Annotated in this window: 20 protein-coding genes and 1 tRNA gene; 8 read left to right on the top strand and 13 right to left on the bottom strand. The window is 53.5% G+C overall.

What is annotated here, in order from left to right:
• Positions 1-13: 13 nt before the first annotated feature.
• Positions 14-4,162, top strand: a complete 4,149-nt coding sequence (locus tag ABJG22_RS13005) for a hypothetical protein (RefSeq protein WP_348020695.1) — start codon at positions 14-16, stop codon at positions 4,160-4,162.
• 121 nt (positions 4,163-4,283) lie between these two features.
• Here the strand turns inward: ABJG22_RS13005 and ABJG22_RS13010 are convergent, their stop codons facing one another.
• A complete protein-coding gene (locus ABJG22_RS13010) occupies positions 4,284-4,691 on the bottom strand; it encodes a glycine zipper 2TM domain-containing protein (protein WP_348020696.1) in 408 nt (135 codons plus the stop codon).
• Between the two features lie 231 nt (positions 4,692-4,922).
• Here ABJG22_RS13010 and ABJG22_RS13015 point away from each other — a divergent pair, with 231 nt between their 5' ends.
• A complete protein-coding gene (locus ABJG22_RS13015; RefSeq protein ID WP_348020697.1) occupies positions 4,923-5,699 on the top strand; it encodes an SDR family NAD(P)-dependent oxidoreductase in 777 nt (258 codons plus the stop codon).
• Positions 5,700-6,020: 321 nt separating this feature from the next.
• Positions 6,021-6,143, top strand: a complete 123-nt coding sequence (locus tag ABJG22_RS13020) for a hypothetical protein (RefSeq protein ID WP_348020698.1) — start codon at positions 6,021-6,023, stop codon at positions 6,141-6,143.
• Positions 6,144-6,171: 28 nt separating this feature from the next.
• Here the strand turns inward: ABJG22_RS13020 and ABJG22_RS13025 are convergent, their stop codons facing one another.
• A complete protein-coding gene (locus ABJG22_RS13025; RefSeq protein ID WP_348020699.1) occupies positions 6,172-6,528 on the bottom strand; it encodes a hypothetical protein in 357 nt (118 codons plus the stop codon).
• 190 nt (positions 6,529-6,718) lie between these two features.
• Between ABJG22_RS13025 and ABJG22_RS13030 the strand changes: the two genes are divergently transcribed.
• A complete protein-coding gene (locus ABJG22_RS13030) occupies positions 6,719-7,129 on the top strand; it encodes a hypothetical protein (RefSeq protein WP_348020700.1) in 411 nt (136 codons plus the stop codon).
• Positions 7,130-7,243: 114 nt separating this feature from the next.
• Here ABJG22_RS13030 and ABJG22_RS13035 read toward each other — a convergent pair whose 3' ends face one another.
• The 6 genes from ABJG22_RS13035 to ABJG22_RS13060 all read right to left on the bottom strand — a co-directional run bounded on the left by ABJG22_RS13035 (position 7,244) and on the right by ABJG22_RS13060 (position 13,414).
• Positions 7,244-7,630: a DoxX family protein gene (locus tag ABJG22_RS13035; protein WP_348020701.1), complete on the bottom strand. Its 387-nt coding sequence runs from the start codon at positions 7,628-7,630 to the stop codon at positions 7,244-7,246.
• A gap of 321 nt (positions 7,631-7,951) precedes the next feature.
• Positions 7,952-8,812 carry a NaeI family type II restriction endonuclease gene (locus tag ABJG22_RS13040; RefSeq protein ID WP_348020702.1) on the bottom strand — a complete coding sequence of 287 codons (861 nt, stop codon included), beginning with the start codon at positions 8,810-8,812 and terminating at the stop codon, positions 7,952-7,954.
• Positions 8,813-8,840: 28 nt separating this feature from the next.
• Positions 8,841-9,797: a DNA cytosine methyltransferase gene (locus ABJG22_RS13045; protein ID WP_348020703.1), complete on the bottom strand. Its 957-nt coding sequence runs from the start codon at positions 9,795-9,797 to the stop codon at positions 8,841-8,843.
• Positions 9,798-9,880: 83 nt separating this feature from the next.
• Positions 9,881-10,933, bottom strand: a complete 1,053-nt coding sequence (locus tag ABJG22_RS13050) for a ribonucleotide-diphosphate reductase subunit beta (protein WP_348020704.1) — start codon at positions 10,931-10,933, stop codon at positions 9,881-9,883.
• 28 nt (positions 10,934-10,961) lie between these two features.
• On the bottom strand, positions 10,962-11,234 hold the full coding sequence (locus ABJG22_RS13055; protein ID WP_348020705.1) for a hypothetical protein: 273 nt from the start codon (positions 11,232-11,234) through the stop codon (positions 10,962-10,964).
• A gap of 119 nt (positions 11,235-11,353) precedes the next feature.
• On the bottom strand, positions 11,354-13,414 hold the full coding sequence (locus ABJG22_RS13060) for a ribonucleoside-diphosphate reductase subunit alpha (RefSeq protein WP_348020706.1): 2,061 nt from the start codon (positions 13,412-13,414) through the stop codon (positions 11,354-11,356).
• 576 nt (positions 13,415-13,990) lie between these two features.
• Here ABJG22_RS13060 and ABJG22_RS13065 point away from each other — a divergent pair.
• Entirely contained in the window at positions 13,991-14,767 is a 777-nt protein-coding gene (locus ABJG22_RS13065; RefSeq protein WP_348020707.1) for an SDR family oxidoreductase, read from the top strand.
• Here the strand turns inward: ABJG22_RS13065 and ABJG22_RS13070 are convergent.
• Entirely contained in the window at positions 14,764-15,363 is a 600-nt protein-coding gene (locus tag ABJG22_RS13070) for a hypothetical protein (RefSeq protein ID WP_348020708.1), read from the bottom strand. The two genes, ABJG22_RS13065 and ABJG22_RS13070, sit on opposite strands and share 4 nt — an antisense overlap.
• Before the next feature lie 142 nt (positions 15,364-15,505).
• On the opposite strand from ABJG22_RS13070, the gene ABJG22_RS13075 reads away from it, so the two are divergent.
• A complete protein-coding gene (locus ABJG22_RS13075) occupies positions 15,506-17,029 on the top strand; it encodes a fumarate hydratase (protein ID WP_348020709.1) in 1,524 nt (507 codons plus the stop codon).
• Between the two features lie 37 nt (positions 17,030-17,066).
• Here ABJG22_RS13075 and ABJG22_RS13080 read toward each other — a convergent pair whose 3' ends face one another.
• The 3 genes from ABJG22_RS13080 to ABJG22_RS13090 all read right to left on the bottom strand — a co-directional run bounded on the left by ABJG22_RS13080 (position 17,067) and on the right by ABJG22_RS13090 (position 18,908).
• Positions 17,067-17,441: a hypothetical protein gene (locus ABJG22_RS13080; protein WP_348020710.1), complete on the bottom strand. Its 375-nt coding sequence runs from the start codon at positions 17,439-17,441 to the stop codon at positions 17,067-17,069.
• A gap of 68 nt (positions 17,442-17,509) precedes the next feature.
• Positions 17,510-17,606 (bottom strand) — tRNA-OTHER (locus tag ABJG22_RS13085).
• Between the two features lie 270 nt (positions 17,607-17,876).
• Complete coding sequence (locus tag ABJG22_RS13090; protein ID WP_348020711.1) at positions 17,877-18,908, bottom strand: helix-turn-helix domain-containing protein; 1,032 nt, start codon at positions 18,906-18,908, stop codon at positions 17,877-17,879.
• 126 nt (positions 18,909-19,034) lie between these two features.
• On the opposite strand from ABJG22_RS13090, the gene ABJG22_RS13095 reads away from it, so the two are divergent.
• Both ABJG22_RS13095 and ABJG22_RS13100 read left to right on the top strand, forming a co-directional pair.
• Positions 19,035-20,438: a hypothetical protein gene (locus ABJG22_RS13095; protein WP_348020712.1), complete on the top strand. Its 1,404-nt coding sequence runs from the start codon at positions 19,035-19,037 to the stop codon at positions 20,436-20,438.
• 63 nt (positions 20,439-20,501) lie between these two features.
• Positions 20,502-21,257, top strand: coding sequence for a hypothetical protein (locus ABJG22_RS13100; protein WP_348020713.1), 756 nt, complete (start codon positions 20,502-20,504; stop codon positions 21,255-21,257).
• Here the strand turns inward: ABJG22_RS13100 and ABJG22_RS13105 are convergent.
• A complete protein-coding gene (locus ABJG22_RS13105) occupies positions 21,254-22,072 on the bottom strand; it encodes an SDR family NAD(P)-dependent oxidoreductase (protein ID WP_348020714.1) in 819 nt (272 codons plus the stop codon). The two genes, ABJG22_RS13100 and ABJG22_RS13105, sit on opposite strands and share 4 nt — an antisense overlap.
• Between the last annotated feature and the right edge of the window lie 36 nt (positions 22,073-22,108).

A 22,108-nucleotide genomic window follows, 5' to 3' on the forward strand; every position in this document is an offset into this window, starting at 1 on the left:
CTGGCCAACCGTCATGACCAGCAATAGCAAATGGATCCTCGCAGGATTGGGGGCCTTGGCCCTGACCGTCACGCCAGCCTCCTTGTTGCTCGCTGCGGGCAAAGAAAAGCCACAGAAAATCGATTATAGTTTCACCCCGCCTGCCCCGCAAAACCAGACCTGGGATGAAGCGCAAGTCAAGAGCAGTGGTTGCCAGAGCTGCCACACGGACAGCGACCAGAAGACCATGCACGAAACGCCCGCCGTTGTGCTGGGTTGTGTCGATTGTCACGGTGGTGATGCTTCGGTCGTCGGTGACAACAAATGGGGCAAAAACAGCATTGCCTATATGGACGCGCTGACCAAGGCGCACGTCCTACCCAAATATCCCGAAAGCTGGCACTGGCCCTCTTCGGCTAATCCCAAGCGCAGCTATGGTCTGCTGAACAAGGAATCGCCGGAATTCGTCCGTTTCGTCAATCCTTCGGACTATCGGGTTGCGCGGGAATCCTGTGGTGCCTGCCACATGGAAATCATAGAGGCGTCGGAACGGTCGCTGATGGCAACCGGCGCCATGCTCTGGGGTGGCGCGGCCTATAATAATGGTATTGTGCCGTTCAAAAATTACGTGTTTGGCGAGGCCTATACCCGCAAGGGTGAACCAGCGACCATCAAGTCTCCCGGCAATCCCCATGGCACGGTAACAGACGCTGAAAAGAAACGCGGCGCACTGCCCATTCTTTACCCCTTACCAACCTGGCACACAGTGCCGCCAGGAGATATTTTCCGCGTGTTCGAACGTGGTGGCCGTAATGTGAACACACAGTTCCCGGAAATCGGACTGCCCAATATCGGCGGTATCATCCAGCGGCTGGAAGAGCCGGGCCGCCCCGACCTCAAGCAATCAAACCGTGGTCCAGGAACCGGCCTGCGGGTTGCGATTCCGGTGCTCAACATCCACAAAACGCGGCTCAATGATCCGTTCATGTGGTTCATGGGAACCAACGACCAGCCGGGCGACTATCGTCAGTCTGGCTGCGCCGGTTGTCATGTCGTCTACGCCAATGACCGCGAACCACGGCATAGTTCGATCTGGGCTAAATATGGCCGCGACGGACAGACGCAGACCAGCGATCCGACGATCAGAAATCTGAAAGAAGGCGAACATCGCTTTGGTGGCTATGGCACCTATGATGCTTCTCATGGCGCAAAAGACTATCATGGGGAGCAAGACGAGCATGGCGATGATCATGCTGTTGAAACGGACCCCGCCAAGCGCGAAAAAGGCCATCCGATACAACATGCCTTCACCCGGGCCATCCCGACCGCACAATGCATGAATTGCCACATGCACCAGCCGAATATCTTTCTGAATAGCTATCTCGGCTACACTATGTGGGACTATGAATCTGACGCGCCCTATATGTGGCCCGGCCCGGACAACAAGACGCCCAAGCCAGAAGGCATGAGCGACGCAGAATATCAGGCAAAATATAAGCAGCAAAAATATCCGGATGCCGAGGAAGTTCGCAAAATCCTCGACCGGAACCCCGAAGGCGCAGCGCCCAAGGGTCTTTGGGCCGACATTGATTTCCTGCGCAATGTTTATGACATCAACGGCGAAGCCAAAGATACGCAATTTGCCGACTATCACGGACATGGCTGGAACTTCCGGGCGATCCTGAAACGCGACCGGGACGGCAATCTGCTCAACGCAGAGGGTAACCAGGCAAGCTACAGCACCGATAGCGAGAATATCGTTGCTCATGACGACCCGGAGAAATTCCGCAAGGAAGACGAAGCGAAATTTGTCGAACCGGGGATCAATCCCGGCAAATCAGTCCATATGATGAGCATCCATGCTGAAGTCGGCATGCAATGCGCCGACTGCCATTTCGCACAGGATAGCCATGGCAATGGCCTGATTTACGGCGAAGTCGCCAATGCGGTAGAAATCAACTGCAAGGATTGCCACGGCACAGCGGACGCTTATCCGACATTGATGACCAGCAATCTCGCAGCGCGGCCAAAGGGTAGCAATCTTGGCCTGCTGCGCAACGCCAACGGCGAGCGACGCTTCGAATGGTTCGAGAATCCCGAAGGCGAACGAGTCCTAATCCAGCGTTCCATCGTTGACCCTGAACTCAGCTGGCAAGTCAGTCTCGTCAAAAATAGCGTGAATCGATCACATCCCAATTTCAATCTCAAGGCGGCGCGAGCAAAGCTTATGTCCAAAACCGGCTCAGAAACCGGAAAATATGCATTTGGTAGCGGCGTTGCGAAAGAAGATCGGGCCCATAAAGACGAGAATATGGTCTGCTTCACCTGTCACCTGAGCTGGACGACAAGCTGCGGTGGCTGCCATCTACCTATCGAAGCGAACTGGCAGGCCGACAGCCACAAATATGAAGGTGGGACAACACGGAACTATGCCACCTATAACCCGCAAGTCGCCCGGGATCAGATGTTCCAGCTGGGTCGTCACCAGACCAGCAAGGGCAATGTCATTGCGCCAGTTCGCTCCACCTCGGCGCTGGTCCTGTCCTCGACCAATATCAACCGGGAACGCATCTACGTTCAGCAGCCCCCGATTTCCGGGATCGGCTTCTCATCGCAAGCCTTCGCGCCGCATTTCCCGCACACTGTGCGCAAGACCGAGACCAAGCAATGCTCTGATTGTCACGTCAGCGAAGCGAATGACAACAATGCGATCATGGCGCAAACGCTATTGCAGGGCACGAATTTCGTGAATTTCATCGGCCTCCATGCTTGGGTTGGCCTTGAAAAAGGCTTTGAGGCCGTCCGGGTTACAGAATGGGATGAACCTCAGGCCGTGATCGGCTCATATCTCCAAAAATATGCTTATCCAGATTATTGGAGAATGCATGTTGAGAATAACGACCGCGAACTGATCGACTGGGTCCGCGGCGAGCGGCTCGACGGAAACCTTTCCGGCGAAACCAAGGCACTCGAGGAGTTCAAAAATGTCGTTCAGGGCACCGGCGATGCAGTTCGCTGTCTGCAATTGCGCGGCGAATATATGTTTGTCGCAGAGGGCAAAGGCGGTTTCCGCGCCTATGATGTAGCCTCTATCGGCAACAAGGGCTTTTCCGAGCGCATCGTCAAGGCTCCCTTCTCGTCGCTGGGCCATGATACCCATGTTGATAGCAAGAACGCGACCTGCATGGCACTGGCGACCAACCAACCAATTGCACCGACGCGCAACACCAAGGAACTCCGCGAGATTAACGATGAACAAGCCTTCCATCCTATCTACGATTATGCGGTAGTCACAGATAGCGAAGAAGGCCTGATCCTGGTCAACGTCAACACCTTGGCCGATGGTGAGTTCCGCAACAATTTCTTCAAACGCAGCCTGACCTGGAATGAAGGCGGTGTGCTTAACGGAGCCCGCCATATCACCCTTGCCGGTCACTATGCCTATATTACGACGGACAATGGATTGACTCTGATCGATCTGGACAAGCCGCTGGAGCCTCGCCACGTCGTCACAATTCCGCTGACCGACGCTCGGGCATCGGCCCTGCAATTCCGTTATCTCTGGGTAACCGATGCCGACGGCGTGAAGCTGTTTGACGTCACCGACATGGAAAACCCCATTGCTGTTCCATCCGGTACGATTCCTCTACGCAACGCCCAGCGCCTCTATCTCGCCCGCACCTATGCTTATATCGCGGCCAAGGACGAAGGCTTGGTCATCGCTAATATCACACGACCGGAAGCACCTACCATTTACCGGAAAGAAACCTTTGGCGGCACAATGAACGATGCCGAGGACGTGATCGTTGGATCCACCAATGCGACGCTGTTTGCCTATGTGGCGGATGGGCGCAATGGCTTGAAGGTCATCCAGTTGACCACGCCCGATAGCCAGAAAAACTATTATGGATTCTCACCTGCACCGAAGCCCGAACTCATCGCCTTTGCCCGCACGCCGAAACCGGCGCTGGCATTGTCAAAGGGGCTAGATCGGGACCGCGCGGTCGACGAAACCGGTGGGCAGATGGCGGTTTTCGGACGATTGGGATCCCGGCCTTTCACCCGCAGCGAGATGCAGCGCTTCTACCTGAACAGCAAGGGCAAGCCCTATTTCGTCAACGATGAGCCTGACATAGCAGACTGGATCGGACCGGTTCCAGCGATGCTCGCCGCCAAACCATAGGAATGGACGGAGGCCGGGGCTGTTCATCAGCGCCAGCCCCCTGCCCCCTTTAAGCCACTAGGGGGAATTGCACGTCTTGCGCCTTTGATCGCGAGGCCTGAACTGGATTGATACTATCCAATCAACAATTGCCGTCGATCGCACGACCTGCCAATGCGCCGACAGCGCCACCTATAATCGTGCCTTCCGTCTTGTCCCCTCGACCTGCAATTTCGTTACCAAGCAAACCACCGGCGATGGCACCGATTATCGTACCGCCCGTTCCACGATCACAACCTCGATAACGGCGGTTATCAGAATATCGGTTGTCACGATAACGACGTTGATCACGGTACACACGCCGGTCACGATAGCGACGATCACCGCGATATGTATCACCACGACGATATTCGCGATATCCCCTGCTGCGGACCTGTTCGTAATATCCACCATTGGCATAGCCGCCGCGCGCCTCTGCCGGCGTAGCTAAGGCCATTGTTGCAACGGCTACGGTTAAAATTGCCAAACTTCCAAATATTTTGCTGATCATTGCCTTTACTCCCTAAGGGCGTTTCGAAGCCCAAGTCAGTTGTTGCCCAACCCTTGCCGGACTAGCGATCCTGTCTTGACCAAAGACTGAATGCTGATTTTATCTCAGGTTCATATTGGGGAGCCAATTCCTGAATGAATAATCTGGCGACCAAGCGACTAGCTTTTTAGGCCATTGCTGCTTTCCATCCCGTCCGATAGCAAATGGCAAAATTAACGAAGAGGAAGAGCGATGAAATTGAATGGCAAGACTGCCGCAATCACGGGCGGTACAGCAGGCATTGGGCGCGGCATTGCCGAGGCGTTTCTCGCGGAAGGCGCCAATGTCGCTTTGATGGCGCGCAATCCCGACAAAGGCGCCAAAGCCATTGCCGAACTGGACGTCGGAGACCGCGCGATATTCATTGCCGGCGACGTGATGGAACAGGATCAAGTCGAGGGCTTCATTGACCAGACCACCGCCCATTTCGGTTCGATCGACATTCTCGTCAACAATGCTGGCGGTGCCGGCGATCTGGCTCCGCTGGTCGACCTGACCGATGAAGCCTTTGATCAGGCGATGAAGTGGAACATCTATTCCACCTTCTGGGCGACCCGCCGGGCGCTCAAACCGATGATCGCCCAAAAATGGGGCCGCATCATCAACATCAGCTCGACCGAGGGCAAGATGGGCAAGCCGACCTTTGCCCCTTATACGATCGCCAAACATGGCATCAACGGCATGACCAAGGCGGTGGCGCAGGAAGTCGGCACGTCGGGAGTCACGGTCAATTCCATCTGCCCCGGCCTGATCCTGACCGACCTGATCATGGAAGGCGGTCCGGCGACGGCCGAAGGTCTGGGCATGACATTCGACGAGATGATCGACATGTTCTCCCAGGAGAGCGCCCTCAAGCGGCCTGGCAAGGTCGAGGAAGTCGCCGCCGTGGCAGTGCTGCTGGCGTCCGAAGCCGGCGCTGGCATGACCGGAGGAACCTTAAGCGTCGACGGCGGAACCGCCCAATATTGACTCTCCTTTCCTAGTCAGGCCCGCCCAACCCAAGGGCTTGCCGAACCACTAGATCAAGTGCGACCACCGCGTTTCTTTCCCTTGTCCAGTCTCAAGGGAGCGCCTCTGCGCGCGCCAGCATCATATGCTCTAAATCTCAATACCAAATATTAGTATTTTTTCCCATTATTCAGCTTTCGCTCATTTAGCCGATAAGCGCGATATCAATCAAACTATTGTTATATATAGATTTTCCTAAACTGGCACGCCCTATGCAATGCTATTGGCATCTTCGCAAAACAATTTGTGAAGCAACAGATTAAACCAAAAAGGAATTTCAAAATGACCAACGTAAACATCAACAACCAAGTCGCCGCCGCTTTTGCCGCTTTCATCTCGGCCACCATTTTCCTGACCGCTTCGATCGGCCCGGCAGTGAACAACAGCGCATCTTTGGTGATCTGATCACCAGAGATGCCCCAAACGACACCCCCTAACCCGCCTCCCCGGCCTTGCGCGATAGATACCAGGCCAGCGCGAAGAATAGCATCAACAATCCATCGATCATCGCCCCGTAAAATACCGGACCAACCGCCACTCTGCCCTGCATATAGAGGAGCGTGACGGGCAGGAAGAAGGAGAGCTTCTCCAATATTGCGATCGGGATTAGCGCGCGATAGCGAAACGGATCGATCGCGATCATCACAAAAATCAGCTGAAACACCAAAGCCAGCCCGACAAAGCCGTAATAATATTCCGGCTGCGGTCCCGCCTCGGCAAATAATCCGGGGATCAGGGCAAAAAAGCCCCATGCGGCGGCCAGGCCAAAAATGATTCGCACAAATTTCATCGCAACACTCCTACGAACTTTACAAAGTTTACAGTGTTAAAGGAAAAATTCCTTCTCCTCCCAAAAACGTGATTTCTATCTTTTTTTACAAAAGCTTGGGCAGGCTTGATGGCAAGATAGTTCATCAACCACCGCCTAGCATGAACCGATCATGTAGGACAGATGCCGATCCGAAAAATCGCAAGAGTGGATGGTAAATGCGACCAGCCATGATATTGTAGAAGCCATGAAACAATATCGCGACACTATCGGTTGGGGCGCCATCATCGTGGCGGCGCTGCACTTCCTGCCTATCCCCATCCTGCCCGCACTACCGCCGATGCTATCATCGTCGATGTTCCTGCTCTTGCCCGGTCTTGGCCCGGTGCTGATGATGATCGCACCGATGCTGCTCTTTGCCGCTGGCATCGGGCTGGTGAAAGGATGGGACGGTGGACGGAAACTGTTCGTCATCTGGGCCGCTCTCTCAGGATTGGCAGCGATTGGCGGCTTTCAATATAGCCCGAGCGATTCCATCGTCGATCTGGCGGTCATTGCGGCCTGTCTGGTTGTCGTCCTATGGGGCGACTGGCGCCAATTGCTGCCGCCGCCGGGGCGTTGAAGCAAGGGCGATATCCTGAAATAAGCTGAAGATGGCGATCACAAAAAAGGGGTGCAGAACGCCCAACTGGCTTCCTGCACCCCTGTGATTTTAAGGCCTAGGCCTAAAGTGTGATTAGCCTTCTGCCATCTTGCCGTCGACGCTCCAGATGCCGGCACCACGTGCGGCAATGAAGAGGAAGATGAAGCAATAGAGCGCAAGAAGCTCGCCGCCGTTGGAAATCGGGAACAGGCCCTGCGTGCCGTGCACCAGCCAATAGCCAACCGCCGACATGCCGCTGGCGATAAATGCGGCCGGACGGGTGAACAGTCCGATCACAATCAACGCGCCACCGATTAGTTCAATGCCAGCTGCGCCATAGGTCATGGCGTTCATCGGATATTCGAAAGCAATCGGGAAGCCGAAGAATTTGTGCACACCATGCGCCATGAATGCCAAGCCCGCGACGATCCGCAGCAACGCATATGTATGTTCGGTATAACCATCTAGAAATTTCATCATTTTTCCACTCCCCTAATTGTGTACAAATGAGACTAACTCGCGAAGCCCCTAGCGTCAATGCAGGAGATGATGCGCCCGCGGCAACGATGTGTTTCTGTTTTTGTTGTTGTGTTGGGGGGGGGGGCGATTGAGAAGAGAGTCCGACTAAGCCAATCGTCATCCTAAATTTGTTTCAGAATCCATTCCGGCAAAGTGCCCATCCTCGAGAGATACTGAGACAAGTTCAGGATAACGAAAGAAGACATTGATGCGCCCTACCTTAATGTCCAAAGGTCGAGGAAAGAGAGATAGTTGGAGTAGTTTATCACCAAATTCTGTGATTTAGTCGATGTGACCTGCTTTTCGTAATAGTTCAGCCTGCCCATCGTCCAATGCCCGATGCGACAAAAACTCCCGGTATCCAAATTTCAGTCCAAGTTGATGCATCAATTCTCGATCTGTTTCAGAATATAGAATAGCAATTCCTTTTGGCGCCAAAATATCTCTCGCACCTCCATTTCTCCGAATTCGTTTCATATAATCATCTTGAGCGGCAATCGCGGCGACTTGAATCCTTGAAACCGGGAGGCCAAGACAATTTTCGAACAATGTCGCTAGGCGCTTTGTCCCCTTTCCACTGGAGATAATCCGTTGCCGTAATTCATCGCCTATTAGCGACCAAAAATTGGGCGTATATTCAAAGTCGGATGCGAGCCACCAGATGTTTTTCGTTCCCGCAGCTGAAAATTGTGTCTTCGCATCTCGATTAGGACGATCACGCAAATAGGGTCGCCTCGCCCTTGCTAATCCAACTGCACATTTTGCCGAACTCTCATTAACCCTCAACAATATGCAAAATTGTTCGAAAGCCTCAGGCGGTATCATCCAACCAGAACCTCCCCCGGTTGTTGATTTCACATCGACTTCGATATCTCCAATCAAGAGATCTAGGACCACACCTTTTGGCACTTGAAGCCAATCCCGAAGCAATATTTCGAACTTCGTTCCAAGGTAAGTTTTCTCGGTCTTCTCAAGATCACTGAAAAAGAACCGCCCCGTCCTTGCAGTATCAATCACTTCATCGATTGCAGACCTAAAAAAGCTTCGCAGCTTTTCTTCAAATAATTCTTTGCCACCTACAGCATCAAGAAGTTCGGTTTCCAATGCAGAAAGATCGGAATAGTCTTGGTGATCCGCCGCCAACGGACGATATCCGTTATCGGAGAATAGGTTAGGCAACCGCTCGAACCGGAAAAAGCTTCTGGACCGCGAGTGCAATTTTTAAATTATTGGCGACAGCCTTCGCGACTGGCGGCGGGAAGGCGTTGCCGACTTGCCGGTAGCTGGCAGTTTTTTTGCCGTGGAATTGCCAGTCATCGGGAAAGCCCTGAATGCGGGCGACCATTCTGACCGTGAGGCGGGGCGTCCCGATAAAATCGCGCTCGGGGGCATCGTTGCCAAGGCTTTTACCTTCAACACCGAGCGAAGCCCATGCCTTGCGGGCCCGAGTCGGACCAAGGTCGGGCCCGCCATGTTTTTTGGAGCCACCAACAATCGTCGGCGCGATATCATCGCAAGCATCAGCCCATTTACGTGCACCGCGCCAGCCATTGGCAGCCATCAAGTCGTATAGTGTTTCGCCAACGGATAACGGATTATGCGGATGAGGCGTAGGCCAGTCGAAGGCCTCAACAAGGTCGTTCCGAATAGCAACGATGACAACGCGCGGACGCAGTTGCGGGACCCCGTAATCGGATGCATTGAACAAGCGCCAGTCGACATAGTAACCGAGTTTTTTTAACTGTGCCTTGAGTTCCAGTCGGTAATCCTCAAACACTGCAGAGAGAAAACCGCGAACATTCTCGATCATTACCGCCTTGGGGCGAATTTCATCTATCAGGCGTAGCGCCGCGGGAAACAGGTTGCGCTCATCGCGCTCACCTAGCTGTTTGCCAGCTACTGAAAAAGGTGGACAAGGCAACCCGGCGGTGAGTAATTCCGTGCCCGCAAAGGGCCGACCATCAAACCCGTTCATGTCTTCACAGCGGACGTCCCATTGTGGGCGATTCAATCTGAGCGTAGCCGCGCAATCGGCGTCAATCTCGACCAGTGCATTGTGACGAAAACCCGCTTGTTCCAGCCCCAAAGCCTGTCCGCCTGCCCCTGCGCAAAATTCGATGGATTGCATGTTTAACTCCTGCTTTTACGCAGATTATGTTCTTTGTTTGTTCACGTCAAGATTTATCAATCTCTTGAAAAGCTACTGACCCCCTACTCCGCAGCAACCCCTGCTTCTGCAAACATATCCGGCCCGTCATCCGTCGCGACGTCGTCCTCATTCGCGACCTTGCCTTTGCGCTGGTCAAAGCTGGACCAGACGTCGTTCCACTCGCCCTTGGTCGCGCCTTTTGAATATTCGGTGGCGCGGGCTTCGAAGAAATTGGCATGCTCGACACCGTTGAGCAGTGGCGCGAGCCATGGCAGCGGGTGATCGTCGATCATGTAGATCGGCTGGAAGCCCAGCTGTCCCAGACGCCAGTCGGCGATATAGCGGATATATTTCTTAATCTCTTTGGCGGTCATGCCGGTCACTGGACCGTCGCTAAATGCCAGATCGATAAAGGCATCTTCCAACCGCACGGTTTTCTGACAGCAGTCGATAATATCATCGCGCACCGATTTGGTCAGGCAATCGCGTTCCTGCACAAATGTGTGGAACATCTTGATAATGCCTTCGCAGTGTAGGCTTTCATCGCGGACCGACCAGGACACAATCTGCCCCATGCCCTTCATCTTGTTAAAGCGCGGGAAGTTCATCAGCATCGCGAAGCTGGCGAACAGCTGCAGGCCTTCGGTAAAGCCGCCGAACATCGCCAGCGTCTTGGCAATATCCTCGTCATTTTCGACGCCGAATGTGCCCATATAGTCGTGCTTGTCCTTCATCGCTTCATATTCGAGGAACATCGAATATTCGCTTTCCGGCATGCCGATCGTGTCGAGCAGATGCGAATAAGCGGCGATATGGACGGTTTCCATGTTGCTGAACGCGGTCAGCATCATCTTGACTTCAGTCGGTTTGAACACGCGGCCATATTTATCGTGATAGCAATCCTGCACCTCGACATCGGCTTGCGTGAAGAAGCGGAAGATTTGCGTGAGCAGGTTGCGCTCGTGATCGGTCAGCTTCTGCGCCCAATCGCGGCAATCCTCGCCCAAGGGCACTTCTTCCGGCATCCAGTGAATCTGCTGCTGCCGCTTCCAGAATTCATAGGCCCATGGATATTCAAAGGGCTTGTAGGTCTTGCGTGCTTCCAGAAGTGACATATTAACTCGTTCTCCGCTTCACAATTATCTAAATCCGCTCGATCCAGAATATGAGGGGTGTCACTACGAACAGCCCCAAAAAGCCCCAGATCAATTTTTTCCGTCCCGCTTGCTCGACCGCCATAGCGTCGGTTAACGGTGTGGTCTTCCATGCACGCCAGCTTCGACGCTGCTCGAAAAATTCTTCACGACCGCTTGCGATATAATCAGCATTGCTCTGAGCGATATATTCCGCGTTTCGAACGGCGTTCAAGCCGCGCAGAACCCAATATCCACTAAAGACCGCAAAAAATATCCACATCCGTAGCGTTCGTCCTTTTGCACCTCACCTTTAACCTTCTGAAGAAAACGACCCCCTCCCAAAAGGAGCAAAAGGGAGGGGGCAGTGGGCAAACTGCCTAGATTATTAGTCCAACCCAATCACTGACACGCCAAGCATTCATCATAATCCGTCGTGCCGGCGGTGGTCATCAGCTCGACCGTTTTCGGATCGAGCGTATTGTCCGCCTCGACGCCGCCACCCGATGCTTCTTCTCCGGCCTCGTCACCACCGGCGAAACCGGCGCGCTGGATCGATTTGGAACGCAGATAATAGAGCGACTTGATGCCCAGCTCCCATGCGCGGAAGTGCAGCATCAACAAGTCCCATTTGTCGACATCGGCCGGGATGAACAGGTTCAGCGACTGTGCCTGATCAATGAATGGCGTCCGGTCGGCAGCCAGTTCGAGCAGCCAGCGCTGATCAATCTCGAAGCTGGTCTTATACGCGTCTTTTTCATCGGCGCTGAGGAAATCCAGATGCTGGACGCTGCCGCCCTTCTCCAGGATGGAATTCCAGACATTGGTCGAATCCTTGCTCTTTTCCTGCAGCAGTTTTTCGAGATGCGGGTTTTTGACCACGAAGCTGCCCGAGAGCGTTTTGTGGGTGTAGATGTTCGCCGGGATCGGTTCGATACAGGCCGATGCGCCGCCGCAGATGATGCTGATCGACGCAGTCGGTGCGATCGCCATCTTGCAGGAGAAACGCTCCATCACGCCCTGATCGGCGGCATCCGGGCAAGGTCCGCGTTCCTTAGCGAGCATCATGCTGGCTTCGGAAGCCTTGGCCGAAACATGTTTGAAGATCTTGAAGTTCCACGATTTTGCGAGCGCGCTTTCGAAGCCGAGGCCGCGGGCTTGCAAGAAACTGTGGAAGCCCATCACGCCGAGACCAACGCTGCGTTCGCGCTCGGCGCTATATTTGGCGCGCGCCATTTCATCCGGTGCGCGGTCGATATAATCCTGCAGAACATTGTCGAGGAAGCGCATGACATCCTCGATAAAGTCTTTCTCCACCGACCATTCATCCCATTTTTCGAGATTGAGCGAGGAGAGGCAGCATACCGCCGTCCGGTCTGCACCCAGATGATCGCGACCCGTCGGCAATGTGATTTCCGAGCAGAGGTTGGAGGTCGATACTTTCAGACCCAGATCGCGGTGATGCTTGGGCATCATCCGGTTCACCGTGTCGCTGAAGATAATATAAGGCTCGCCCGTGGCCAGCCGTGTCTCGACCAATTTCTGGAACAGGCTGCGCGCATCGACGGTGCTGCGAACCGAGCCGTCTTTCGGTGACTTCAGTTCAAATTCCGTGCCGTCGCGCACCGCTTCCATAAATTCATCGGTCAGCAATACGCCGTGATGCAGGTTCAGAGCTTTCCGGTTAAAGTCGCCAGAAGGCTTTCTGATTTCAAGGAATTCTTCGATTTCCGGATGATTGACATCAAGATAGCAAGCCGCCGAACCACGACGCAGTGACCCTTGTGAAATCGCCAGGGTCAGGCTGTCCATCACGCGAACAAATGGAATGATACCCGATGTTTTGCCGTTCAGGCCAACCGGCTCGCCAATGCCGCGAACGCTACCCCAATAGGTACCGATGCCGCCACCACGCGAAGCCAGCCAGACATTCTCGTTCCATGTGTTGACGATACCGCCAAGACTATCATCGACGCTGTTCAGATAGCAGCTGATCGGCAGGCCCCGTCCGGTGCCGCCATTGGACAGCACGGGCGTCGCTGGCATGAACCAGAGTTTGGAAATCGCGTCATAGAGCCGCTGGGCATGATCCTGATCATCCGCATAAGCGTCCGCAACGCGGGCGAAGAGATCCTGAAAGCTTTCACCCGGCAACAGATACCGGTCGTTGAGCGTCTCTTTACCGAAGTCGGTCAGCAGATCGTCGCGGCTTTCGTCCAATGTGATTTTGAAGCGGCGCTTTTCAACGCTGTGGCTGTCGCGCTCCGCCTTGAGCTCTTTCTCGTCATTGGCTTTAGCCGACGCAGCTTCAGCAGCAGCCTTTTTGCTCACTTCCGGTTCGCTGGTTGGCTTTGTTTTTTTGGCTTTGCTTTTCGGGGTATCCAATACTTCCGCGGCCATTTCACTCTCACTCACATCTGCTCCGGACACGGTTTCATTGTCACGGTTATCTCTAAAATCCATCAAAGCCCCCTAAATCACACTACTAGCCAACATTCACAACGGCCGACTGGCCGCGCCAAACCTCAGGACTATCTTCGGGCTTTTGTTCCTGTCTTGTTCGATTCGGACCGAAGCCCTGATACTAACAGTTTTATCACCCGGTTGGGCATTTATTTTACTGCCCGAAATCCCGTATTTTACCTTGCCATTTGGCGCAAAGGGAGCCGTCCGCCGAGTCGACGTTACAAACGACTAACACTATAAGTTGGTGCGCCCCCTCGGCCTAACCACAACCTATAGTGGCTGAATCGAAATTTTATGCAAGGGGGTAAATGACATTTTAAAGACTCCATTCGTCGTATAAATGAATCGCTTCATCGACAGGCGATTCATGCTGCATCGCAGCGACGCATGGAGTTTCTAAGCCTCAAGCAAAGCGCAAGAGTCGATGCCAAAATTTACAAAAAAAACTATCCACAAGCGATGCACATCCGAAGATGACTCATTTACGACCCCAGATATGGTAGTTCATTTATCAGCAATGCAAATTACAAACACTATCTAGGACACACCCCAAAAGGAACGGATCGACAATTTATGGACCTCAAGCTCGAAAATAAATCGGTACTGATAACCGCTGGCAGCAAAGGCATCGGTCTGGCTACCGCGCGTGGCTTTTATGAAGCGGGTGCTAGGGTCGCCATTTGTGGCCGCTCGCAAGACAATCTGGATGCCGCCGCAGCGCTTATGCCGGATTGCGTCGCCATCGCAGGCGATGTGTCAAAAGCCGACGATATCGACCGGATCGTTGCTGCGACAACAGAGAGCCTGGGTGGCATCGATATATTGATCAACAATGCCGGCGGACCGCCGCCCGGCCTATTTGTAGATCTCGATGATGCGGACTGGGCGAAGGCTGTCGAACTTACCTTGATGTCCGTTGTCCGGACGACCCGATTGGTTTTGCCACATATGCAAGCGCAGAAATGGGGTCGGATTGTCAACATATCCTCGTCCGGCGTGAAGCAACCGGTGCCCGGCCTCACCCTGTCGAACAGCATCCGCATGGCCGTATTGGGCTGGGCCAAGACTCTGGCCAATCAGGTGGCCCCCGACAATATATTGGTCAATACCGTTTGCCCGGGCTTCACCAATACCGATCGCATCACGCAAATTCTGGAAACGCAAGCGGCCGCTTCCGGGAAAACGATTGATGAGATCGCCCAAGGCATGGCCGCACAAATTCCGCTTCGACGGATTGGTCAGCCCCAAGAAATTGCCAATCTTGCTGTGTTCCTGGGTTCCGAGGCCGCGAGCTATATCACCGGCACGGCGATCCAGGTGGACGGTGGATCGGTGCAAAGCCTTAGCTAGACATTCAATCGTATCGCCAAACGCCGGATCGCAATCAGTGCCGCAAATAGCACGCATGCAATTCCCACGGCAGCGGGAAATAAAACCGTCGTCCAAGAATAGTTTTCCAGCGCGGCGACCACGACTCCATTCCGCAAAGCCCCCAATAGGAAGAACAGAACATTTTCTTCCATTGGCAAATGATAAGCTTTGCGGACCGACGGTCCAAAACCGAGAATATCGACAATGGTCAGAATGATCACCGCCGCCAATGGGGTTGAGGTCAATATCCAGAGAGGCAAAGCGCTCAGCGCCAGCACCAAAAAAAACCAGTCAAGGGGCACGATCGAAAGATCAGCTGATTTACGAAGCGCAAGAAACGCGACAAAAATCGTTATCAATCCGGAAACCCCGATCGGCCAGGCCCCGACGCCAGCGCCATCCGACATCTGTGCAACAAAGACTACGGTGGTTCCGGCTCCCCAGATGAACCAGGAGAACACATGCGGCTTGGTTTCGCCGCGCATAATCGCCCTAACATAGGGCGCGAAGGCCACAAATGTCAGGATCACAGCCAAACCGCTCAGCAATTCTTTGGAAAGAACCAAATTGTCCATACGCAATAGGTGCATCAATTAGGTCCAACAATCGACGATAAAATGATGCCAGATAAATTCATCAATCTCTACTGACTTGCTCGACCTCTTTATATCCGCCAAAGACACGCGGATAGAAATTTGCCGACATTCTGGAGCACCCATGACCACAAATATTAAAGCCGCTGACCTGATAGAGAGTGTCGCCGACGCGTTGCAATTTATCTCTTATTACCATCCGATGGATTATATCCGGGCGCTTGGTGAGGCCTATGAAGCGGAAAAATCTCCGGCGGCCAAGGATGCAATTGCGCAGATTCTGACCAATTCGAAAATGTGCGCCGAAGGCCACCGGCCTATTTGCCAGGATACCGGCATCGTCAACGTCTTCGTCAAATGGGGCATGGATTGCCGGCTTGATGACACGTCCAAATCCATGCAGGAACTTGTCGATGAGGGCGTACGCCGCGCCTATCTCCACCCGGAGAATAAACTGCGCGCCTCGATCCTGACCGACCCCGCTTTCACCCGGCGCAATACCAAGGACAACACACCTTCTGTGCTGCATGTCGAGATGGTGCCCGGCGACCAGGTCTCCGTCGATGTTGCGGCCAAAGGTGGCGGATCGGAGAATAAATCCAAATTCAAGATGATGAACCCGAGCGACAATATCATCGACTGGGTGCTCGAAATGATCCCACAAATGGGCGCGGGCTGGTGTCCGCCCGGTATGCTCGGCATCGGTATCGGCGGCACTGCCGAACGCGCCGTGCTGCTCGCCAAGCAGAGCCTGATGGACCCGATCGATATGGGCCAGTTGAAGGAACGCGGGCCACGCAACGATATTGAAGAAATGCGCATCGAGATTTTTGACAAGGTCAACGCGCTCGGCATTGGCGCGCAGGGACTGGGTGGCCTTTCCACCATCCTCGACGTCAAGATCAGCGACTGGCCGTGCCACGCCGCTGGCAAACCGGTCGCGATGATCCCCAATTGCGCAGCAACCCGCCACGCGCATTTCACGCTCGATGGCAGCGGCCCCGCTTATCTCGAAGCACCGAAGCTCGACGAATGGCCGGATGTTAACTGGACTCCGTCATCGGAAGCGAAGCGCGTGCATCTCGATCAACTTGATGCAGCAGAAGTCGCAACATGGAAACATGGCGACCGGCTGCTGCTCAACGGCAAGATGCTAACCGGCCGCGATGCGGCGCATAAGAAGATTAAGGATATGCTGGCCGCCGACGAAGAACTGCCGGTCGAATTTAAGGGCCGCGTTATCTATTATGTCGGCCCCGTCGATCCGGTTGGCGAAGAAGTCGTTGGTCCAGCCGGCCCGACCACCGCCACACGGATGGACAAGTTCACCGATATGATGCTGGAACAGGGCCTGCTCGCCATGGTCGGCAAAGCCGAACGCGGGCTGGATACCGTCGGCTCGATCAAGAAACACAAGAGCGCCTATCTGATGGCGGTCGGCGGCAGCGCCTATCTGGTCTCCCGCGCGATCAAGGGGTCGAAGGTCGTCGGCTTTGAAGAGCTCGGCATGGAAGCAATTTACGAATTCGAAGTGCAAGACATGCCGGTCACCGTTGCGGTCGATGCCGAAGGACAGAGCGTGCACCATTTGGCGCCATTGGTGTGGCAGGAGAAGATCAAGAAGGAAGGCTTGCTAGAAGGGGTGTAAATAGCGGGGAGAGACTGCTTTATCCCGAAAGCGGACATTAGTTTACCTGACAAGTCCGGCTTACAATCCTGATTGTGGCACAACCTTCAATCTCACAGTATGTTACCTTGCCAATTGGGTCTGGATATCTGAAACTGCCAAGTTGCTTCAGTAACTCAGTGCCATCTTCTATCTCTTCGATATTTGGATCAAGGATCGAAAAGGCAGTTTCCTCGTCTTCATCTTTGTTGAAGGAAAAGTGCATGACATCCCGGAAAAGCAGTTCCTTTCTAATGTCTTCGCGCTTAGGGTTTTCTGGCAAATCTTCCGGAAGCCAGAGATGAAGCACTAGATCTTTAGCCAAGTTCGGAAAAGTCATGTTCTCAATATGAAAACAATCCAAACTATGCCCTAGCTTTGCCTCGATGCTCATTGCACTAACCAATCACTTTCTTGTTTGTATGTCCGCAATACCCCTAAAGCGGACTTAAGCCCGATTATTGGGGAACGACGGGATTCGAACCCGCGTGAAGCCTAATTCTAAAAGCCCCAGAGTGCTCCCATTTAGAGGGCACCCGCAATCAGCCACTCTGCCACGTCTCGACTTATTGCTTAAATGAACTCGAGCGGGGGAGTAAACCTCAATCCGCTAACGGATAAGCTAATATCCGCTTTTTCGCCCATAGCGGACGCTCGCGTTTAGCCCTTCCGCGCCGCCCGCATCCGCTCCACCCACAGCTGGACATCCCCTCATCGTCACCTTCATGACGCGGGGCATATTTTTCGAAAGCACAGTATAGGGATGGCTGACCGAAATGCTCGGCAAGCTAGGCGCAACCGCACCAACCAAAGACTCACAAAATAAACTTCAGCGCACGCCTGAAGCAACGGTTTGAAAGCGCACCCGATATTTTTGCGGTGTTATCCCCGTTATCCGTTTAAACAATCGGCGAAACGAACTTGGTTCCTCATAGCCAACATTGATCGCTATCTCTTCAATAGCGTCAGAAGTTGTTTCAAGCATCTGCTTCGCTTCTTCGATCCGAAGCGACTGGACATAGTCTAGGGGCGCATATCCAGTGGCTTTTTCAAAGCGGCGCTTGAACGTACGATCTGCAAGTCCGGACTGCCGCGCCATTCGCGAAACAGGATTGGCGAACGCGTAATTGTCGGCGATCCATATCTGGCTTTGGGCAATCACAGCATCACTATGCTGTTTTGGGCGTACCATCGCAGCAAAGGGTAGTTGCCCTTCTGACCGGTCTCCGATCAAGAATATCTTGGCTATCCGGCGTGCTTCTTCCTCTCCACAGAATCTCGCGATCAGGTAGAGAGCCAAATCGGTCCAAGACGATGGACCACCGCTTGTTACAATGCGATGTTCCAAGCCCGTGGGCACAAGAATGCGGTCTGGCTTCAATAGTACGTCGGGATAAAATTCTCTAAAAATACCTGCGGCGCTCCAGTGGGTCGTTGCTTCATGCTTATCAAGCAACCCTGCCTCGGCCAGCAGCACGCTCCCGGTGCACACAGAGCAGACAATCGCTCCACGCTCATATTGATCCCGTATCCACTTGGTCTCTTCTTTCCACCGACCCACGGGGGCAACCAGATCCTTCATATCAAGATTGCTGACGATCACCACATCGGAACCATGTTCTTCATCGAAGCTATGGCTAGGCAAGATGTTAATATCGAAACTGGCGGTGACTGGATCCGTCGTGCGGGCCACAATTCGCGGCGTCATGGAACAGACATCGGAACGCTGTCCCGTCATCGATTCCCATACGATACCCACACAATTAAACATTTCATTCAGGCTGTAGAGAATTGCCGCCGACACAGCCGGCACGGCAACAAGGCTAACAGAAACAGAGCGGGTGGGATCGGGAATGGGCATAGCACCTAAATGACATATCTGACCTGTTCTTGTCGAATCTGGGTCTCACGGTCCCGCTTCAAAAAGCAGAATAGCCCGCGTCTAAAGCAACCCAGCATTCGTGTTGCTCATGAATGGAGATAGAATATGCTCAATGCATCCAGACGAAAAATACTCGGCGCTTCGATGCTCGGGGCAGGGACCATACTTGCCGGATTTGGCGCCAGTGCTTCGGCAGAGAAGCTGAAGTCGAACGGGAATATATTGCTCAACCGCATTCCCGGGCTTCCCAAAGGCCTGATTGAGGCGACGCAATTTCCTCTGATTGAAGCGATCCACGGCAGAAGATCCCGCCGCTTTGCGCATGGTGCTTCTATTCCCGACGGCCCCCTCGCCTATACCTCAAAACATAAACCCGCTCCATTGTCGGAATTGGAACAAATTCTTCTTCTGACCACGGTAGCCGGGAACACCGGTTGGTCGAACCTGATTCCCTATAACCAAAGCTACCTGCCTCATATTCCGAACTATGCCGGAGCGGCGGGCGGCCGTAGTTTTCCTTCATGCGCAGGGTTTCAGATCACAGAGTTTTTCTACACCGATGACAATGGTGTCTATTTTCTTCCGACGCGTGACATGCCCGCGACGACGACAAAAAATGCCAAAGGTGAGACGGATTTAAAGGCCTATCTCGATGCCCATAAATCCAGAATCGTCAAAATTGCTGACGGTCGCTTAAAGATACCCGGACAGCCACAGCATATGGAAATGCACAATGAATGGTGTTCCAATGTACCAGGCAGCACCTTGATCTTTCCGGTTGCCGATCTCGCAGAGCATGTCATCCAGGTTCTTTGCTACTTCACGAAAAATGGCGTTTGCATATATGATGATGTGAACAATCGCCCCATTCCTGGTTTGGAAAAGTTCAAAAATCTGGTCGACATAGAAAACCCCTATCCCTTGTCATATGTTGAACAAGTGTGCGCGACCGAGGTAACCGTGGAACTATCCTGTTCCTGCTACAGCGGCGCGCTTATGCTCCAAGCGATGGGTCTTGGTGGATGGATGTATGACGGTCTCAATCCGTTTTCGGTCCTCGGCGCAAGCGGCGATCCGGACGTACCGGGATTGGGCTTTCGATATGATATGCTACCGGATCAACCTTTGCCACATATCACCGGCTTGGAAGGGATATTGGAAGGCCACTGCCAACCGCATTTCAAGGATATGCGTGCTGCAGTTGAGTCCGTTGTGAAACGTAAATTTGGTTCTGGAGGGCCGTTCAACGAAACCACCAAAGGGCCATATAAAGAAAGCGACGCCGTCCGCCGCAAAGGTGCACCTATGGATGATGAATTTATCGATTGTGTCGCGACAATGGCGCAATATGTGCAAGATACATTTGGTAGATTTCCGGCAAAAGTGCCGGCAATACTGACCCTTATGTATTTGCAAGCTCATAAGCTCGACACAGGTTTTTATGACAAACATTTCGATCCAGGTGCCTATCTCAAGACACATGCTGATCATGAGAAAAATTGGGCGTGATGCTCAACACAAGCCGCCGCTGACCGGCGGCTTGTGTTCAATTGCTATCTAAGGAAATTTGATATGATAACCAGAATCCCAATGCTCCTCTATGCGATGATCGCCTATTGCGTGGCGATGCTATCCATCATCTATATTATGGGCTTTCTAGCAAATTTTGGCGTGCCCAAGGGAATAAGCGATGGAGCTACGATCGAATTATGGCTTGCCATTGCGATTGATGCAGTTCTGGTCGGGCTATTTGGCTTACATCATTCGATCACCGCCCGCGCGTCATTCAAACGATGGTGGGTCAAAATCCTTCCCCCACCGATCGAGCGGGCGACATATCTATATATGACGGCATTCATGACAGCCGGGCTTGTCTACTTCTGGCAACCGATCCCCATCACAATCTGGCGGGCCTCGTCTACCGGTGCCTCCACAGCCATTGTTGCGGCCTATCTGAGTGTCTGGGCTATGATGGTTGCCGCCACATTCCACTTTGGCCATTTTGGATTTTTTGGATTGGCACAGGCTTGGAATAACTTCAGACAATCACCGCCAAAATCATCGGCTATGACAGCACGCTATCTCTACGCGATCGTTAGACACCCGATCAGCCTCGGCTGGATGGTGACACCCCTCTTAACGCCTCACCTGACCGTTGGGCATATCGTATTCGCACTCTCAACCATCGTATATATATTGCTGGCAACACCATTTGAGGAGGCGGATCTGATCGAAGACATCGGAGAACCCTATCGAGACTATCGGAACCGGGTCCCCGCCTTCATTCCATTTCTAAAGAGAGCGCCCAGATCAGGAACCGATGATTAGCCCTTCCGCCCGGCTCGCGTCCGTTCCACCCAAAGCTGGATGTCCCCCTCATCATCACCTTCATGGCGCGGGGCATATTTTTCAAAGGCGCGATAGACCTCGGCCCAGCGTTCTTCCATGCGCACGACATTATAGGGATGGCTGACCAGATAATATTCGCCGGCCTGCATCTGTTTGAAGATGATCGCGGCAAATTTGTCGGTGTCCATCGCCTCGTCCGCTTGCAACTCTGACAGTTCCGACTTCACCCAGCCGGGTATGATCAGTCCCAGTTCGATATTCTCCGGTGCCTCGCGGCGCAGCACGTCCATGAGGCCAAGCACAGCATGTTTGCTCGACACATAGGCGCCGCCAGTTTTCGGTAGCGCGTTGAACAGGCTGTTTTCTGAGCCAACCGTGTAGATTGCAGAAGGCTGGCCATCGGCTTTGTAGCGGTTGCCGAAGGTCGAAATACCGTTCCACACGCCCCAGAAGTTAACATCATAGAGCGCCCTCGCCTCGGCCATATCCATGCCGAGCACGCGTTCGCGTCCGCCACTGACGCCCGCATTGTTGACAATGATATCGCCGCGCCCGTTCTCCGCCCAGGCAAAATCAGCGAGCGCCTCGATCTCTTCCGCTTTGCTGACATCACCGACCAGATATTTCGCATCAATATTTTCTGCGGTCAGCGCGGTGACCGCTTCCTGCAGGCGATTTTCGCGCGGCTCAAACAATATGATCCGCGCACCCGCCCTGCCCATCTGCTTTGCCAGCGCGAAACCAATGCCGGTTGCGCCGCCTGTGATGATCGCTGTCTTGCCTGCAAAATCCATTCACCGCTCCTGTCCCGTTGAAGGGAGATTATTTTT

Origin of the sequence: Parasphingorhabdus sp., from assembly GCF_039939955.1 — a bacterium.
Taxonomy (GTDB): Bacteria; Pseudomonadota; Alphaproteobacteria; order Sphingomonadales; family Sphingomonadaceae; genus Parasphingorhabdus.

Coding starts and splice junctions, on each gene's coding strand:
- ABJG22_RS13080 (WP_348020710.1), bottom strand. CDS start 17,441: ATGAGCATCGAGGCAAAGCTAGGGCATAGTTTGGATTGTTTTCATATT.
- ABJG22_RS13005 (WP_348020695.1), top strand. CDS start 14: ATGACCAGCAATAGCAAATGGATCCTCGCAGGATTGGGGGCCTTGGCC.
- ABJG22_RS13055 (WP_348020705.1), bottom strand. CDS start 11,234: ATGTGGATATTTTTTGCGGTCTTTAGTGGATATTGGGTTCTGCGCGGC.
- ABJG22_RS13010 (WP_348020696.1), bottom strand. CDS start 4,691: ATGATCAGCAAAATATTTGGAAGTTTGGCAATTTTAACCGTAGCCGTT.
- ABJG22_RS13095 (WP_348020712.1), top strand. CDS start 19,035: ATGCTCAATGCATCCAGACGAAAAATACTCGGCGCTTCGATGCTCGGG.
- ABJG22_RS13090 (WP_348020711.1), bottom strand. CDS start 18,908: ATGCCCATTCCCGATCCCACCCGCTCTGTTTCTGTTAGCCTTGTTGCC.
- ABJG22_RS13100 (WP_348020713.1), top strand. CDS start 20,502: ATGATAACCAGAATCCCAATGCTCCTCTATGCGATGATCGCCTATTGC.
- ABJG22_RS13060 (WP_348020706.1), bottom strand. CDS start 13,414: ATGGATTTTAGAGATAACCGTGACAATGAAACCGTGTCCGGAGCAGAT.
- ABJG22_RS13035 (WP_348020701.1), bottom strand. CDS start 7,630: ATGATGAAATTTCTAGATGGTTATACCGAACATACATATGCGTTGCTG.
- ABJG22_RS13045 (WP_348020703.1), bottom strand. CDS start 9,797: ATGCAATCCATCGAATTTTGCGCAGGGGCAGGCGGACAGGCTTTGGGG.
- ABJG22_RS13015 (WP_348020697.1), top strand. CDS start 4,923: ATGAAATTGAATGGCAAGACTGCCGCAATCACGGGCGGTACAGCAGGC.
- ABJG22_RS13020 (WP_348020698.1), top strand. CDS start 6,021: ATGACCAACGTAAACATCAACAACCAAGTCGCCGCCGCTTTTGCCGCT.
- ABJG22_RS13050 (WP_348020704.1), bottom strand. CDS start 10,933: ATGTCACTTCTGGAAGCACGCAAGACCTACAAGCCCTTTGAATATCCA.
- ABJG22_RS13030 (WP_348020700.1), top strand. CDS start 6,719: ATGGTAAATGCGACCAGCCATGATATTGTAGAAGCCATGAAACAATAT.
- ABJG22_RS13075 (WP_348020709.1), top strand. CDS start 15,506: ATGACCACAAATATTAAAGCCGCTGACCTGATAGAGAGTGTCGCCGAC.
- ABJG22_RS13065 (WP_348020707.1), top strand. CDS start 13,991: ATGGACCTCAAGCTCGAAAATAAATCGGTACTGATAACCGCTGGCAGC.
- ABJG22_RS13025 (WP_348020699.1), bottom strand. CDS start 6,528: ATGAAATTTGTGCGAATCATTTTTGGCCTGGCCGCCGCATGGGGCTTT.
- ABJG22_RS13070 (WP_348020708.1), bottom strand. CDS start 15,363: ATGGACAATTTGGTTCTTTCCAAAGAATTGCTGAGCGGTTTGGCTGTG.
- ABJG22_RS13105 (WP_348020714.1), bottom strand. CDS start 22,072: ATGGATTTTGCAGGCAAGACAGCGATCATCACAGGCGGCGCAACCGGC.